Genomic DNA, 16,280 nt, shown 5'->3' on the forward strand with positions numbered 1-16,280 from the left:
TCGGTGGACAGGGAAGACGGCCCGGTCAAGGTCACCGGCGCGGCGACGTACGCGGCCGACCATCATCCGGACGGGCTCGCGTACGGCTACCTGCTCACCAGCACGGTCGCGCGCGGCACCATCCTCGCCATGGACACCGCGCAGGCGGAGAAGGCGCCCGGGGTGATCGCGATCTACACCCCGTTCCATCCGCTCGAGCTCCGCCCGTACGCCAAGGAGGAGAACGGCGAGCTCACCCCGCCGATCCAGAACACCGACGTCCGCTACTACGGCCAGGCCATCGGGCTGGTCGTCGCGGAGACGTTCGAACAGGCCAGGGATGCCGCGGCGCTGGTGAGCACCCGGTGCGACGCCGAACGCCCCAGAGCGTCCTTCACCGACGGCCTGCCGAGCGCCGTCGGCACGTCCGTCGTGGACGTGCTGGCCGACGGGGTCTCCTCCATCGACGAGGCACTGGACGCCGGCGACGTCACCGTCACCGCCACGTACACCACCCCGGCCGAGACGCACGTCGCGATGGAACCGCACGCCACCGTGGCGTTCTGGACCGGAGACCAGGTCACCGTCCACACCGCCACCCAGGGCGTCCGGCTGGTCGTGGACCGCCTGTCGGAGACGCTCGCCATGGATCCGGCGAGGTTCCGCGTCATCAACCCGTACGTCGGGGGCGGCTTCGGCAACAAGTGGGACATGTGGCCGCACACTCCACTGACCGTGGCGGCGGCCCGCGCCCTGGGTCGCCCGGTCAAGACGGTCCTCACGCGCGAGCAGGTGTTCACCGTGGTCGGGCACCGGCCGCTCACCGCCCAGACCGTCTCGCTGAGCGCCGCCAGGGACGGCACGCTCGTGGCCGTCAAGAACGACGGCGTCTCCAGCAAGTCGGCCTCGAACGGCTTCCACGAGCAACCGGCCAACCTCTCCCTGGCCCTGTACGGCTCGGCCAACCTGCACGTGAGCAGGAAGGCCGTCACGCTGGACGTCCCGGCCACGACCATCATGCGCGCACCCGGGGAGTCCAACGGCTCCTTCGCGCTGGAGAGCGCCCTGGACGAGCTGGCCGGCGAGCTCGGCATGGACCCCGTCGATCTGCGCAGGAAGAACGACACCCCCGTCCACCCGGCCACCGGGCTGCCCTGGTCGAGCAAGCACCTGGCGGAGTGCTACACGGTGGGCGCCGAGCGGTTCGGCTGGTCGCGGCGCAGTCCCCGGCCCGGCACGGTCACGGATGGTGATTGGCTGGTCGGCCTGGGCATGGCGACGGCGACCTACGGCGCGGGGCGTGGCCAGGCCTCGATCAACGTACGGCTGCGCGACGACGGCCGGGCGGTGGTGTCGGGCACCGCGGCGGACCTCGGCACCGGGCAGTCCACCGTGTTCGCCGTCCTCGCCGCCGACCGCCTCGGCATCCCGGTCGGCCGGGTGGTGCCCGAGCTCGGCGACTCGGCCACTCCCCCGGCGGCCAACGCGGGCGGCTCCGGTTCGACCTCCACCAACGGTCCGGCCGTCCAGCTGGCCGCCGACGCCGCGAAGGAGGCGCTGGTCAAGCTGGCGACCGAGCACGAGAAGTCGCCGTTCCACGGCCAGGAGGTCACGTTCTCGGCCGGGGAGGTCAGGAGCGGCGGCGACGGGATGCCGTTCGGCGAGCTGCTGACGTCGCTGGGCGTGGCAGCCGTCGAGGCCACGGCGACGTCGCCGCGGAACCCCGTACGGGATCACGCGTTCAGGTCGTTCGGCGCGCACTTCTGCGAGGTGCGCGTCAACCGGTGGACCGGGGAGCCGCGGGTGACGCGATGGTCGTGCGTGGTGGACGCGGGCACGATCGTCAACGCCACAACGGCCCGCAGCCAGATCGTCGGCGGCGTCGTCATGGGGATCGGCCAGGCGCTGCTGGAGGACCTGCGCATCGAGCCGGAGACGGGCCGGTTCGGCAACGCCACGATGGCCGACTACCTGGTGCCCATCAACGCCGACATTCCCCCTATAGACGTGGAGTTCCTGAATTATCCGGACACATTGCTGAGCGATCTCGGCGCCCGCGGCATCGGCGAGCTCGGCAACGTCGGAGCGGCGGCCGCCGTGGCGAACGCCGTCCACAACGCCACCGGCAAGCGCATCCGCGACCTCCCCATCACCCTGGACAAGCTCCTGTGATGAGGAGGCCACGGCGGGCCGGCACACGCCGCGGACGTGGCCGGCCCAGCCGGGACGTGCCGGTCAGAACGGGTAGCGCGGCGGCTCGCCGCGCATGGTGATCCAGCGGGTCTCCGTGAACGCCTCGATGTTGGCCGCCGCCCCGCCGAAGCGGGAGCCGGTGCCGGAGACGCCTACACCGCCGAACGGGGCGTTGGCCTCGTCGTTGACGGTCTGGTCGTTGATGTGCACGATCCCGGTCGGGATCTGCTCGGCGACGGCCAGGCCGCGCATCACGTCCCTGGTCACGATGCCGAGCGACAGGCCGTACTCGCTGGCGGCGGCCAGCTTGGCGGCCTCCTCGGCGGACGAGACGCGGGTGACCGGCGCGACGGGACCGAAGACCTCGTCGGCGAACGCGGGCGCGGTCAGCGGCACGCCGGCCAGCACCGTCGGCCGGTAGAAGAGCCGCTCGTACGTCCCGCCGGAGGCCAGCGTGGCGCCCTGGCCGACGCTGGCGGTCACCATGTGGTGGATCTTGTCGCGCTGGCCCGCGTCGATCACCGGGCCGAGCGCCACTTCGCCGGCGGCCGGGTCGCCGACCGAGAGCCCGCCGGCCTTGGCGGCGAGCCGTTCCACGAAGTCGTCGTAGAGGCGGTCGGCGACCAGGTGGCGGCCGGTGGTCATGCAGATCTGGCCTTGATGGAGGAACGAACCCCAGGCGGCCAGGTTCACCGCCGCGTCCACGTCGGCGTCGTCCAGCACCAGCAGCGCGGAGTTGCCGCCGAGCTCCAGGTGGGCCCGCTTGAGATGTTTCCCGGCGAGCTCGCCGATGCGGCGGCCCACCGGGGTCGAGCCGGTGAAGGAGATGACCCGCACGTGCGGGTCGGCGATGAGCGCCTCGCCGACGTCCGCGCCGCCGGGCAACATCTGCAGCACGCCTGGCGGCAGCCCGGCCTCCTCGAACACGCGGACCATCAGCGTGCCGCCGGTGACCGCCGTACGCGGGTCGGGCTTGAGTATGACGGCGTTGCCGAGCGCGAGCGCCGGGGCGACCGACCGGACGCCGAGGATGATCGGCACGTTGAACGGCGAGATCACCGCCACCACCCCGGCCGGAATCCGCCGTGCCAGGGACAACCGCGGTTGCTCCGACGGCAGCACCTCGCCGATCGCCCGGCCGGGCAACGCGGCCGCCTCGTAGCACTCCTCGGCGGCCACATGCAGCGCGAACCCGGCTATGCCGGGGACCGCGCCGACCTCGCGCACGTTCCAGCCGCTGATCTCTTCGGCGTGCTGCTGCCACAGGTCACCGGCCTTGCGCAGGACGGCCGCGCGGGCGGTGTGCGGCAGCGCGGCCCACTGCTTCTGCGCCTCGGCGGCGCTCACCGCGGCCTCGGCCACGTCCTGCGGGGCCGCCAGCCCCATCCGGCCGAGTTCACCGCCGGTGGCGGGCTCGATCACCGCGTAGTCGCCGCCGTGTCCCGCCGTCCACGTGCCGTTCTTGAAGATCTTTCCGTGCCAGTCGACGCTGTCGAGCAGTCCCACAGGGAGTCCTCATGAGATCGGGGAGTAAGCCATCCGGCAGACTCCGTGATGGATAGTGGCCGCCGGCAGGTGAGCACTCCCGCATGCGGCGTGAGCACCGCTTCTGACCATGAAGCCGTCGGCGGTGGCGAAGCCGGCCGGCGGACCCCGTCTGGGGGCTGACGTGAACGGCGGTTCATGCCACCCGTAGAGGTGTCGCTCACGCCAAACTCCTTGTGTCGACGGCGTGCGCGCAGGCGTCACTGATCCTGGGCACACCGCGGTTGCTCCGGGGGATGACTCGCTCCGTGGCCGGGGAGCCGCACGGACCTCTGGTGGCGAAAGGTGAGCCGACCGTACGGTCCCGTTAACACCAGAGCAACACTCTGTTCCAGAAGTTCGAACGCGATTTGTCCTACTGAAACGCCGGCTACGGCTGAGGGCGGTGACCGAGGCGCCTGGAGATCTCGGCGGCCGTGCGCCGCAGCGCCGGTTCGAGGCGTCCGGCCAGCGCGTCGACGGTGGCCGGCGCGACAGTGAGATGGACGGCGATGTTGACCGCGGCGACGACCTCGCCCGAACGGTCCCGCACCGGCGCCGCGAACGACCGCAGTCCCGGCGCGAGCTCCTCGTCGTTGACCGCGACAGAGCTCTGGCGCACCTTGGCGAGGGCGGCGAGCAACTGCTCCCTGTTGGTGATCGTCTTGGGGCCGCGGCGCGCCATGTCGGTGCGGTCGAGGATCTGCCGCAGCGTCGCCGGATCCTTGTACGCCAGCAGCACCTTGCCCATCGAGGTGCAGTAGGCCGGCAGCCGGGAGCCCACGTGCAGGTTGAGATCCATGGTCAGGGAGCTGCGCCGGCCGCTGCGCCTGCGGTCCACGTAGACCACGTCCGGCCCGTCGCACAACCCCATGCTGACGGTGTAGCCGGTCTCGTCGGCCAGGGCCTGCAGCAGGGGTCCGGCGACCTTGGTGAGCTCCATGGAGTCGATCGCCGCGAACCCGAGGTCCACCACCCGCGGGCCGAGGAAGTACTTCTTCGTCTCCGGGTCCTGCCGGATGTACTCCAGCTTGGTCAGCGTGGCGACGTACCGGTAGGTCGTGGACTTGTTGAGCCCGACGGCCCGCGCCAGGTCGGCGATCCCCAGCACGGCGCGGTCCCCGCTGAAGGCGGACAGGATGCGCAGGCCACGTTCCAGGGACACGGAGAAGGCGGCGGAGGACTCGGCCGTCGCGCGAGAGCGTGGGCGTGGGGAGGCGGCATCGGTCACGAGCGTCAGAATACGGCCCTATCGTGCTAACTATTAGAACCGTTTGGCAGCCGGGCCCGATCGTTCGAACGCTTCTGGCCGGACCGGCACGAGCGAGGAGATCGGGGCTCTATGGCCGGAGCGGAGCGCACCGGGTGCGGCTGGCCCAGGCCGCGCATCGGGCACTTCATCGGCGGCGACTGGGTGGAGTCCGGCTCCGGCCGCACGTACCCGAACCGTTCCCCCTGGTCGGGCGAGGTGCTCGGCGAGGTGGCCGCCGGGGACGGCGAGGACGCGGAACGGGCGGTGGACGCCGCTCACGAGGCGTTCGGCGGCTGGTCCAGGACGCTGCCCGTGGAGCGGCAGCGCATCTTCCTGCGCGCGGCCGACCTCCTGGAGGGCCGCCGCGGCGAGGTGCTCGCCGCGCTCGCCGCGGAGACCGGCTGCGGCCGCCACTTCGGCGGCGAGCAGCTCAGCTTCGCGGTCAAGCTGCTCCGGCAGGCCGCCCACCTGGCCTACCGGCCGACCGGGGAGCTGCTGCCCTCCGACACCGCTGGCACCCAGGCGATGGCCGTCCGCCGTCCCGTGGGCGTGGTCGCGGCGATAGCGCCGTGGAACGCCTCGCTCGCCCTCGGCGGACGGGCGACCATCGGGCCGCTCGCGCTCGGCAACACCGTGGTGCTGAAACCGTCGGAGGAGTCCCCGTACACGGGAGGCGCGCTCTGGGCGGAGATCCTCCAGGAGGCCGGCCTGCCCGCCGGGGCGTTCAACGTCGTCACCCATGCCCCGGGCGAAGCCGCCACCGTCGCCGACGCGCTGCTCGCCGGCCCGCTCGTCAAGCGCATCAACTTCACCGGCTCGACGCCGACCGGCAGGCGGCTCGCCGAGAAGGCCGGCCGGCGCCTGAAGCGCGTGGTGCTGCAGCTCAGCGGGCAGAACCCGCTCATCGTGGCGGGCGACGCCGACCTCGAGTACGCCGTGAACGCCGCCACCTACGGCGCGTTCGTGCACCAGGGGCAGGTGTGCATGTGCGCCCGGCGCATCTACGTCGAACGCCCGCTGGCCGAGGAGTTCGCCGCGCGGTTCGCGGCGAGAGTGGCGGCGCTGCCGACGGGCGACCCGGCCGACCCGGCGACCGTCGTCGGCCCGGTGATCAACGAGTGGGCGCTGGCCCTCGTCGACCGCCGCGTCAAGGAGGCGGTCGGGCTCGGGGCCCGCGTCCTGGCCGGCGGCGTCCCCGCGCCGCCGTGCTACCCGGCCACCGTGCTCACCGACGTCCCGGACGAGGCCGAGATCGCGCAGGGCGAGACGTTCGGCCCGGTGGTGGTGCTGGAGGCGGTCGACTCGGCGGAGGAGGCCGTCGCCCGGGCCAACGGCTCCGACTTCGGCCTCGCCGCCTCCGTCATCACCGGCGACGGCCGCCGCGGCCTGCGCCTGGCCTCCGCCCTGGACGTCGGCATCGTGCACGTCAACGACCAGCCCGTCAACGACGAGCCGCACATGCCGTTCGGCGGGGTCAAGGACAGCGGGTGGGGCCGGTTCGGGCTCGGTTTCGCGGCCGAGGAGTTCTGCGAGCTGCAGTGGATCACCGTCCGCGACCAGGACCGCACCTTCCCCTTCTGAGCCTCGTCAATCGAACGTGATGACGCGGCGACAGCGCTCCGCAACGCTTCGGCGGACAAACACACCGGAAAGCCTTCCGGCGGGTGGTGTGTCCGGGCAAGTCCACGGGTCCCAGCGCCGGCTTGACGGCGACGGCGAAGTGAGCGTCGATGGTTTCGGCGGTCGGCACGAGGCCCCGCACAGGACGCAGCGGAGGCGTTATGTCCGGCTCAGCGGATCGTCCCTCTTCACCTGACACCCGGCCGGCTCTGCAGGGGCCGAGCGAGATGTCCGCGGAGGTGCGCGCGATCCGGTGGCCGCGGCGAGGGATGGCCGAGGTCGACGGGAACGTCGACCTCGGCGCGCCGGGCCCAGGGGAGGTGGCCGTCGACGTTGAGGTCAGCGTGACCAGTTCGGGGACCGAACGGGCTCGATTTCTCGGCTTGCCGACGGCGGACGTCTCCTTCCCGCACAGCCCGGGCTATCTGGCGGCGGGCAGGGTGACGACCGCCTCGCCCGGCCTTCCCGAGGGGACGCGGGTCGCGCTGCGTGATGCGCCGCACCAGAGCCGGGTCGTCGTCCCGGCGCGCGCGGCGCACCCCGTTCCCGAGGGAGTGACGGCGGCGGACGCGGCGCTCTGGCAGCTCGGCCTGACCGCCATGCACGGCCTGGCCATGGGCGGGTACCGGCCGGGCGAGCCTGTCGCAGTCGTGGGCGCGGGCCTGCTCGGCATCGTCGCGCGCCGGATCGCGGCGGCCCGGGGATCCTCTCTCCGCCTGGCCGTGGCCGCGTCGGATGCCAAAGCCTGGGCGGCGCGGCGCGAGGAGGGCACCCTGTTCCGGATCGCCGGCAGCGGGACCGCGGCGGGCTGCCCGCTGGTGCTGGACGTGACCGGCACGCCGGAAGGACTCGCGGTCGCGGTCGCCAGCGCAGCGGACGGCGGAAGGGTGGTCGTCCTGGGTTCGCCGCGCGCGTCGCTGGCCCCGATGCCCGCGGGCGCCCTCTACGAGCGTGGGCTTTCCTTGGTGGGGGCGCACATCGCCACGCTCGCCGAGGACGCGGCAGCGGAGTTCACCGCCGAGTTCTTCGCGCATCTGGCCGGGCGGCGGCTGGCCTTCTCCGACGTGCTCGTGCCGTACGCGGCGGGGGACGCGCCGATGGCGTACAGGAGGCTCGCGTCCGATCGGTCGTTCGTGGGAGCCGTCTTCGAGTGGCGCCGAGAAGCCCCTGTCGCACCCGCCGCCGTCCGACGGTCCGTGTCCGGGCGCGTCGAACCCCTCCGGTACGGCCTGGCCGGATGCGGTGACATCGGCATGACCAACGGCCAGGCCGTGGCCGGCGCGGACCAGGCGGAGCTGGTGGCCTGCTATGACCCCGTCAGACGCCTGGCCGAGGATGTCGCGAGGCATTGCGGCGGGCGCGCCGTCGCCTCCATGACCGAGCTCCTTGAGCGGGGCGACGTCGACGCGGTGATCGTCGCTACGCCGCATGACATGCACGAGCCGCTGGCCGTCGCCGCGCTGGACGCGGGAAAACACGTCCTGCTGGAGAAGCCGGTGGCGGTGGATCTGCCGTCGGCGCTGCGCGTCGCCGACGCGGCGCGAGCGGCGACGGGCACGCTGGGGATGCTCTTCCCCCTGCGCCTCGACCGCCGGGTCAGGAGCGCGGCGGCCGCGATCCGCGCCGGTCTGCTCGGAGCACCGACGGGGGCGGTCTCGACCTACCTGATCGACAAGCCGCCCTCCTACTTTTACGGTGGGTTCAGCCACCGCGTCACGTCCACCTGGAGAATGTCCAGAGCCCGCGCCGGCGGCGGCTTCCTCATGATGAACGTGATCCACCACCTCGACGTGCTCCGCTTCCTGCTGGGATGCGAAGCCGACGACGTGTTCGCGCGGACGCTGCCCTCGGACGTCGCGCCCGAGGTGGAAGATCTGGTGAGCTTGATGGTCCGGTTCGGCGACGCCGTCGCGACCTTGGTCGGGTCGGCGAGCGTCGTGGGGGGACCCGGCTCCGCCCTGCGGGTCTGGGGCAAGGCGGGTCACGTGGAGGTCCTGCCGCGGATGTCGGCCACATCGCTGCTCGCCGCAGAGGACGTGAGACCGGCCGAGACGGGCCCTGGGGAATCGCCGTCGTATCAGCCTTCAGCAGTGGAGCTCAAGACGCTGGCCGTGAACCGGTTCGCGGTGGCGGTGCGGCGCGGCGAGCGACCAGATGTCGAGATCGGCGACGGGATCGCCGTGCAGGCCATGATCGAGGCTGCGTACGGCTCGGCGGCGTCGGGGCGTCCTGTCTCCCTGGCCTCGGTGATGGAGGCGGCGACGCCGTCCCAGGGCGCTCCCGATCCCGCCGCTCCGCACGCGGTGTGACGCGTCGTGTGGTCTGAGCCTTGCCACACTCGCCGAATGCGCTTCTCATCGAGTAATGAGGACTCCGACCCCCGCTGAACGGGCCACCTTCGTGCCTTGGTCCGAGGTCAGTTACGAGCCGCCCTACGACATCGAGGCCGACTGGGTGCTGATGAGCACCTGTGCCTACCGCTGCGCGTACTGCTTCTGGGACGTGGACGCGCTGGGGGCGAAGATCTCCACTCCTGCGACAGTGGACCGGCTGGCCTCGTTCTTCGAAGGAACGGGGCTCGTCTGGCTGCTACACCTGACCGGTGGCGAACCGTTCATGTATCCGGGTTTCCTCCGACTGTGCCAATCTCTGACCCGGCGGCACTACATCAGCATCAACACGAACGCCGATTCGCCGCGTATACGGGCGTTCACCGAGACGGTGGACCCGGAACACGTCGACTTCGTCCATTGCGGGGTCCATGAGGAACAGCGAGCCCTGAAATCGGGGCGGGGCCGCTTCATCGAGAACGTCATGTTATTCAAGAACGCAGGATTCCCGGTTTTCGCATCCGTCGTCATGGATCCACGGCTATTCCCGACATTTGGTGAAATGTGGCAGGAATATGCCGATCGGGGCGTCACGCTGATCCCGAAGGCGTTACGGGGACCATATGAGGGCCGGACCTATCCCCGCGACTACACCGACGACCAACGCCGGCTGTTCCTCGCCTACGCCCGCCGCGCCGCCGATCACTACGCCACGCAGTTCGCCGCGAGGAAGGAGCCGCCTTCGGTCAACCCGTTCATGGACGGCCCACTGTTCCTGCATGATCGGCCGGACTACCGCGGCGTCATGTGCGGGGCGGGACATCGATTCGTCCGTATCATGCCCGATGCCGCGATATACCGCTGCGGACCCGCCGACCTGATCGGCAACGTCGCGGAGGGTTGGTTCGAACGCCGTGAGGACCCGTCGGTCTGCGTCGACAAGGAGTGCCCCTACTTCTGCGAGAAGTACAAGATAACGTGATCTTCACGACCGCTCGTTGAGCACGCGCCTTGCCTCGCCGCTCAGCAGGTCGCCCAACTCGGGGTGCTCCAGCAGGCGGCCGTGCGCGACGCGCAGCCAGTCGCGCCAGGTGCCCAGCTCCCACAGGCGCAGAGTGCTGTCCATACCCGCGCTGATCACGTAGCGCCCATCGGGGGTGACGGCCACGGAGGTCACCCATCCGCCGTGGCCGCGCAGCGGTGGCCCGAGCGGCGTGCCGTCGAGGGCCCACACGCGTACGGTGGCGTCCTGCGCCGCGCTCACCACCATCGTGCCGTCGGGGCTGAAGGCCACATCGCGGACCTCGTCGTCGTGCCCGATGAACGGGCCGCCCACCGGCCGCCCGTCGATGTCCCACAGCCGCACCGTGCGGTCGCCCGCGCCGCTCACCACCAGCGACCCGTCGGGCGAGATCGCCACGGACTCCACCTCGCCCTCATGGCCGGAGCAGGTGATGACCGGGTCACGGCCGTGGGGAACCCAGATCCGCACAGTGCCGTCACGCCCGCCGCTGACCACGCGGCTGCCATCGGGATGGAACGCGACCGCGGTCACCGGCGCGCCATGGGCGCCGAACGGCCCTCCGACCGCGCGCCCCTCCAAGTCGGAGAGGCGGACGGAGCCGTCGTCGGACGCGCTGGCGAGCAGCGACCCGTCGGGGTGGAAGGCGACCGCGTTGACCGGAGCGGTGTGCCCGTCGAACGGCAGCCCTTCAAGACCCCCGGCGCTCCACCGGCGGACCAGCGTGTCGCTGCTGGCGCTGACCGCGAGCCGCCCGTCGGGACTGATGGCCACCCCTCTGACGCTTCCGCCGTGCTCCCCGTAGGGTTCGGCCACCAAGGCGCCGTCGAGACCGGACAGGCGCAGGGTCCTGTCGTCGCTGCCCGTCGCGATCACCCTGCCGTCGGCGCTGACGGCCATGTCGTGGATGAACTCACGGTGCACCCGCCAGGCGGGGCGGGCTTGGAGCCCACCCGCGTCCCAGCGGCGAGCCACCTCGACAGCGCTCGATCTGCCGGATGCCCGAGGCTCGGTCTGCCGCTCGAGCCAGTCCCACAGCCGCACGGTGCCGTCCAGCCCGCCGCTGACGATCAGCGTGCCGTCCTGCGACGCCGCGACAGTGGTCACAGCGTCGGCGTGGCCTGCCCACGGCTCGCCGACTTGTCTCCTGGCGTAGGGGTCCCAGATCCTGATCGTGGCGTCCTGGCCGCCGCTGACCAGGAAGTCGCCGTTGAGCCCGAACGCCAGCGCGGTGACGAAACCCTCGTGCCCGGACAGCGGCGCGCCACGCGGCAGCATGGAGCGGGGACCGACCGTCCACAGCCGGATCGCGCCGTCGCCTCCTGCGCTGGCCAGCGTCCCACCCATGGGGCTGAAGGCGAGCGCGCTCACGAAGTCGTCGTGGGCGGCCCTGGCCATGTCCCCGTCGAGTGAGCGCATGTGCGGGTCCCAGCCGTGAGAACCGTCCGGCAGTTCCCAGCGGCCGATGCCGCCCTCCGGCGTCCCGGCGACCATGAGGCCGTCGGCCGGGCTGACGGCGAGGGCTGACGCGACACGATCCAACCGCACCACCTCGCCTTCCCCCAGGCTGAACAGGGCGATGCCGCCGTCCCCGCCGGCGATGAGCAGGCCGCCGTCAGGACTGAAGCACAACGTGTTGACGCTCTCGTCGTAGGCCTCGAGTGGCTCGCCGTGAACTTGGCCTTCGCGGGTCCACAGGCGTACCAGCCCTTCGTCGTCCGCGCTTGCCAGCAGACGGCCGTCTGGACTGAAGCACAGGGCGTTCACGGCGTCGTCATGGCCCGTGAGCGGTTCACCGTACGGCCGGCCTTCGCGGGTCCAGAGGCGTACGAGCCGGTCATCGCCCGCGCCGGCCAGGAGGCGGCCGTCGGGGGCGATCGCGACGGCCCGTAGCGCCGCTCCGACCGCCAGCGCCCGGCGCTCACGCGAACGTGACGTCGCCACTCGGAGCGCGGCGGCGACGTCGCTGAGCGGCGGTTCGCCCGGCAGGTCCGCGAGGTTGGCCGACAGGGTACGGACGGCCAAGGCCAGAGCACTGGCCGGTTCCACCGGGAGGAGCCCCATCACCTGGGAGGCGCGCTCGCGCAGCGCCCGTTCCAGCTGGGAGCGCTCATGCCGTTTCGCCGTCTCCTTCAGGAGACGCTGCTCCCGTTCCTCCGCCTCCCACACCTCGCTGCTGGTCTCGATGAACGCTCGCTCGTCCGCGCTCAGCTCTTCGCCGCTGCGCTCCAAGTGGACGCGGGCCGCGGCGAGGCCGGCGCCGCGCAGCAGATGTTCACCGCCGGACGGGTCGGCGCGCCAGGCCCGCACCTGACGGTCCAGTTCCTGCCGCCACACCAGGAACTCGCGGCCGCTCTTCAGCCAGCCCTGCAACCGCCCCCACTCGCGCAGGAGCACATCGTGAATCAGCTCGACGGTCTCCTCGCGATCAGGCCCCTCTGCGGCGGTGACCAGCAGCCGCCGGTCGGCGAAGGCCGCGATCACCGACTGCGTGGCTGCTGCCCTGTCGGGAGCGCGCACCAACTCGGAGACACGTCGCTGCCACCGGCTGTCGGGAATGCCCTGCAGCTCATCACCCAGGTGGACGAGGTCGGTGAAGACCTGCCGCGCCGTCTCGCGCAGCGCGGCGGGCAACGCCCGGTAGGCGTCCTCTGCCCAGTTCGCCAAGCCTCCGGTAACGCCTCCGATGTCGCGGTAGACGTCCCACAGCAGGACGCCGTCGCGGCGCAGCTTCCATAGGTCGCCGAGCGCGAACTCCAGCAGCGGCAGCACCGTGCCGCTCGCCCGCGGCTCCTCCGGCTCATCGAGTCCGGGCTCACGTGGCCGGCCCGCTACGGCGGCGCGGATGGCGTCGTCCACGATGGCCTCCGCCAGTCCCGGCTCGAAGCGGAGCCGCACCGCCTCGGCGGGCCGCGTGACGATCTCGATCAGTTCGTCCCTGCCCAGGAACGAGGGAACGTTGACCAGTCCCCGCTCGACCCAGTCCATGATCTCGGGAGCGGCGCCGGCCAGGCGGCTGTAGAAGTCGTCGCGCATCACCAGAACGAGGGTCGCGTCCACCTCCTGCTCGAGCAGCCGCCCGAGCTGCGCGACGAACCTGCTCCGCTCGGGCTCCTGCACGGCCACGAACAGCTCCTCGAACTGGTCGAGCACGAGCACCACGCCCTGCGGCCGGGCCCGGAGGGCGGCGGGCAGGTCGGTGGCGAATCCCGGCAGCGCACCCTCCAGCGCGCCGAGGTCAGCGGGCCGGCCGACAACGACGTCGTACCCCGCCAGTCGGGGCACCCGCCCTTCCCTCAGCTCAGGGATGAGCCCGGCCCTGACCGCGGACGACTTGCCGCTGCCCGAGGGACCGATGACCGCGAGGAAGCGCGGCTGCCGGCGCAGGCGGCCGACCATCTTGCGGACGAAGGCCTCCCGGCCGAAGAAGAAGCGCGCGTCGGCCTCCTCAAAGGGAGCCAGCGGCCGGTAGGGGCACACGTCGGTGAGCCACAGCGGCGGCCACGCCTCGCGCAGCCCCTCCGCAGGGGTGGCGAGGGCGACGCCCGACTGCCTGCCGTATCGGTCCTCGCTGAGGATCTGCCGAATCATCCCGATGACCATGCCGGTGGACAGGTCGATCACCGGACCGCCGCTGAACCCCGTCGTCACGTCATTGCTCCGGCCGAGCTGGATCAGCGGGGAGCCGCCGAGCGGTTCGGACACCGGGCCGAGCACCACGCCCGTGGCCCGCAATCCGTGCGTGGGAGACGCGTCCGGGTAGCCGAACGTGGCGAAGTCGGCCCCTATCGCCCCCGCAGACGACGACAAGGCCAGAGGCGGCACATCGACGGCGGTCTCCAGCCGGACCACGGCCAAGTCGGCCGTGGCGGGATCGCGCCACGAGTCCGCCAGCACCAGACCGCGGACGACCGACGCCCCCACGCCGATGTCGACCTCCTGGCCTGGCCCCGACCTCGCGCCGATGACCACGTGAGCGCACGTCAGGACCAGCTCGCCGGCTGAGATCACGAAGCCCGCACCCGCCGTGCGCCCCAGAGGATCGAGCACGCGGACCACGGATTCGCTGAAATCGCGTCTCATGGCGGTCAGCCGTAGCGGATCAGATAGCAGCCGACCCTGGTGCTCCGGGTGTCGATCCAGCCCGCGACGGCGTGCTTCGGACGGGAGAAAAGAGAGCCGGTCAGCCGCACGTTGTCCTCGGGCGCGCCGATGGAGAGCCTGACCAGGAGCGAATCGTCGGCGTCGACCTCACCGGAGACCACGCGTCGCCCGGCACCCACCTGTCGCCACACGCCGCCGAGCCGCCGCCCGTTCACCAGATCGATGACCAGCGCGGCTCGGCCACCGTCCCAGTGCACCGAGAACGCGCCCGCGAAGTCTCCCGGCGTCACCTCGCCCCGGCGAAAGACCGGGAGCAACCGCGGCGCCGCCTTCTTGCCGAAGAACGCGTAACGCTCCTGCCGCCAATAGGTGACCCCCGCGATCGCATTCTTGCGCGCGGCGAACAGATAACCGGTGAACTCCTGGGTGTCGAGGCCGTTGAAATCGTGAATGCCGAGCCGTATCTCGTGCGGCCGCTCACCGCCGAAAGCGGCCGTCACCTCGTGCTCGGACTGAAACCGATAACTGAAATACGACCCGCGCAGCGGGAGCTTTCCTTCGGCCGCCTCCAGTCGGAGACGGCCGAGCCAGCCATCGTCGTACCACGTGTATTGACCGACGAAGTCTGATGCATGAAGGATGGGCGGCGAGACGGCGTCGATGATGTCCATCGAGATCGACGATAGGGCCGGGAAACCGGCGGCACAACAGGCGGAGGCGGGGTGGGCGACGCGGACCCGGCGGTGATCGTCTCGCCTCATCCGGACGACGCGGTGCTGTCGGCTTGGCACGTTCTCACGCGACCGGGCGCGCAGGCGGTGATCACCGTCTTCGCAGGCGTTCCCGGGCCGGAGGCACGGCCCTCGCCCTGGGACCGGCTGACCGGTTGCGACGATCCCATCGCCCGCGCCGTCGAACGGAGGCGCGAGGACAAGGCCGCGCTGGCACTGGCCGGATGCCTGCCCGCGCATCTCGACTTCGTCGGCGCGTCACACCGGGACGGTCGCCCCGTTGACGGGGTCGCTCTACGTGAGGCCCTGAAGGCCGCGATCGTCGCGGTCACCTCTGCGGCGGAGGTCTGGATTCCCGCCGGGATCGGGGGGCACCCCGACCACATCGCCGCACGCGACGCCGCCCTGGCGGTGACGGCGGGCATGCGACGCATGCTCTACGCCGACCTGCCCTACGCCGCCCGCTTCGGCTGGCCGCCCTGGGTGGCAGCGGGCCGGCCGGACGGGCCCCTGGACGTGGACGGCTGGTGGCATGCGCAGCTCGACGGCCTTGGTGCCGGCAGACCACTGGTCTGCCGGCTCGACGAGCGGGCCCGAGCGGGCAAGCGGGCCGCGATCGGCCGCTACCGCAGCCAGGTCGCCGCCCTGGCCGGCGGCTCCGCCGACGACTTCCCTGACGGCCCGACCTGGGCCTTCGAAGTGGCGTGGGAAATCCGATGAACCCGAGCCGGGAGGCAGCCCCATGAGCGGCATCGAGGTGCGTGTGGACGCTGGGCACGGCGGCAGGTGGACGTCGCTGCGCGGCCCGGACGGCAAGGAGTGGCTGTGGCGCCGGCACGCCCCGGAACGTGCTCGCGTGCGCCCCGGTGACCCCTTCGTGGACGCGGGCGGTCTCGAGGAGTGCTTCCCCACCGTCGCCGGCGAACCTGACCACGGCGACGTGTGGTCGCGCCCCTGGGATCCGGACGGCGACGGTCTCACCGTGCGGGGCGACGGATACCGGCTCCACCGCGCGATCGTCACCGACGGCGCCATGCTGACGGCTTCCTACGTGCTCCGCGGCACGCCGGGACGCCGCTTCATCTGGGCCGCGCACGCCCTGCTCGACCTGTCGTACGAGGCCAGGCTCCAGTTGCCGGAAGGGCACCCGATGGACGTCAGCACGGACGACGCCGACTACACCGCCCGCTGGCCGTTGGCGGACGGCGTCGACATGAGCGGCTTCGGGCGCGACGACGGGTCCGTGACGTTCCTCATGCTGGCAGGGCTGGATGCGGCGACGATCCGCGATGGCGCCTCCGCTCTCACGATGAGGCTGACAGTCGCGAACCAGCCGACCGCCATCGCGGTCTGGCGCAATCTCGGCGGTTGGCCCCAGGCGGAGCCGTACCGGTCGATCGGCGTCGAGCCGATGATCGGCGCACGTGCGGGGCTGATCCGGGCAGAACCGGGCCGGGCGGGCATCATCCCCCCGGACGGTGAGGTCCGCTGGACGTTGCGCGTGACCGCGTCCTGACGAATTCCCC

Annotated in this window: 10 protein-coding genes; 6 read left to right on the forward strand and 4 right to left on the reverse strand. The window is 71.7% G+C overall.

From position 1 onward, the window contains the following. Positions 1-3 precede the first annotated feature (3 nt). Positions 4-2,151: a xanthine dehydrogenase family protein molybdopterin-binding subunit gene (locus ETD86_RS13145; RefSeq protein ID WP_246147882.1), complete on the forward strand. Its 2,148-nt coding sequence runs from the start codon at positions 4-6 to the stop codon at positions 2,149-2,151. A gap of 63 nt (positions 2,152-2,214) precedes the next feature. On the opposite strand, the gene ETD86_RS13150 is transcribed toward ETD86_RS13145, so the two are convergent. Both ETD86_RS13150 and ETD86_RS13155 read right to left on the reverse strand, forming a co-directional pair. Next, complete coding sequence (locus ETD86_RS13150; RefSeq protein WP_138666419.1) at positions 2,215-3,678, reverse strand: aldehyde dehydrogenase family protein; 1,464 nt, start codon at positions 3,676-3,678, stop codon at positions 2,215-2,217. Between the two features lie 409 nt (positions 3,679-4,087). Next, a complete protein-coding gene (locus ETD86_RS13155; protein WP_211370015.1) occupies positions 4,088-4,927 on the reverse strand; it encodes an IclR family transcriptional regulator in 840 nt (279 codons plus the stop codon). A 111-nt stretch (positions 4,928-5,038) separates the two neighbouring features. Here ETD86_RS13155 and ETD86_RS13160 point away from each other — a divergent pair, with 111 nt between their 5' ends. The 3 genes from ETD86_RS13160 to ETD86_RS13170 all read left to right on the forward strand — a co-directional run bounded on the left by ETD86_RS13160 (position 5,039) and on the right by ETD86_RS13170 (position 9,880). Next, the gene (locus tag ETD86_RS13160; RefSeq protein WP_138666420.1) at positions 5,039-6,529 is read left to right on the forward strand and encodes an aldehyde dehydrogenase family protein; all 1,491 of its coding nucleotides are present in this window, start codon (positions 5,039-5,041) and stop codon (positions 6,527-6,529) included. Positions 6,530-6,795: 266 nt separating this feature from the next. Then, positions 6,796-8,877, forward strand: a complete 2,082-nt coding sequence (locus ETD86_RS13165) for a Gfo/Idh/MocA family oxidoreductase (RefSeq protein ID WP_170223061.1) — start codon at positions 6,796-6,798, stop codon at positions 8,875-8,877. 55 nt (positions 8,878-8,932) lie between these two features. Then, complete coding sequence (locus ETD86_RS13170) at positions 8,933-9,880, forward strand: radical SAM protein (RefSeq protein ID WP_138666422.1); 948 nt, start codon at positions 8,933-8,935, stop codon at positions 9,878-9,880. A gap of 3 nt (positions 9,881-9,883) precedes the next feature. Here ETD86_RS13170 and ETD86_RS13175 read toward each other — a convergent pair whose 3' ends face one another. After that, complete coding sequence (locus ETD86_RS13175) at positions 9,884-14,002, reverse strand: nSTAND1 domain-containing NTPase (RefSeq protein ID WP_138666423.1); 4,119 nt, start codon at positions 14,000-14,002, stop codon at positions 9,884-9,886. Between the two features lie 5 nt (positions 14,003-14,007). Beyond that, the gene (locus ETD86_RS13180; protein WP_138666424.1) at positions 14,008-14,694 is read right to left on the reverse strand and encodes a hypothetical protein; all 687 of its coding nucleotides are present in this window, start codon (positions 14,692-14,694) and stop codon (positions 14,008-14,010) included. Between the two features lie 51 nt (positions 14,695-14,745). Here ETD86_RS13180 and ETD86_RS13185 point away from each other — a divergent pair, with 51 nt between their 5' ends. Both ETD86_RS13185 and ETD86_RS13190 read left to right on the forward strand, forming a co-directional pair. Further along, positions 14,746-15,474: a PIG-L deacetylase family protein gene (locus ETD86_RS13185; protein WP_138666425.1), complete on the forward strand. Its 729-nt coding sequence runs from the start codon at positions 14,746-14,748 to the stop codon at positions 15,472-15,474. A gap of 22 nt (positions 15,475-15,496) precedes the next feature. Then, complete coding sequence (locus ETD86_RS13190) at positions 15,497-16,270, forward strand: hypothetical protein (RefSeq protein ID WP_138666426.1); 774 nt, start codon at positions 15,497-15,499, stop codon at positions 16,268-16,270. Positions 16,271-16,280: the final 10 nt, after the last annotated feature.

Source organism: Nonomuraea turkmeniaca (assembly GCF_005889735.1).
Classification (GTDB): Bacteria; Actinomycetota; Actinomycetes; order Streptosporangiales; family Streptosporangiaceae; genus Nonomuraea; species Nonomuraea turkmeniaca.

What these genes read in the sequence shown, in the direction of transcription:
- ETD86_RS13160 (WP_138666420.1), top strand. Translation starts at nt 5,039, where the DNA reads ATGGCCGGAGCGGAGCGCACCGGGTGCGGCTGGCCCAGGCCGCGCATC.
- ETD86_RS13165 (WP_170223061.1), top strand. Translation starts at nt 6,796, where the DNA reads ATGTCCGCGGAGGTGCGCGCGATCCGGTGGCCGCGGCGAGGGATGGCC.
- ETD86_RS13170 (WP_138666422.1), top strand. Translation starts at nt 8,933, where the DNA reads ATGAGGACTCCGACCCCCGCTGAACGGGCCACCTTCGTGCCTTGGTCC.
- ETD86_RS13175 (WP_138666423.1), bottom strand. Translation starts at nt 14,002, where the DNA reads ATGAGACGCGATTTCAGCGAATCCGTGGTCCGCGTGCTCGATCCTCTG.
- ETD86_RS13180 (WP_138666424.1), bottom strand. Translation starts at nt 14,694, where the DNA reads ATGGACATCATCGACGCCGTCTCGCCGCCCATCCTTCATGCATCAGAC.
- ETD86_RS13190 (WP_138666426.1), top strand. Translation starts at nt 15,497, where the DNA reads ATGAGCGGCATCGAGGTGCGTGTGGACGCTGGGCACGGCGGCAGGTGG.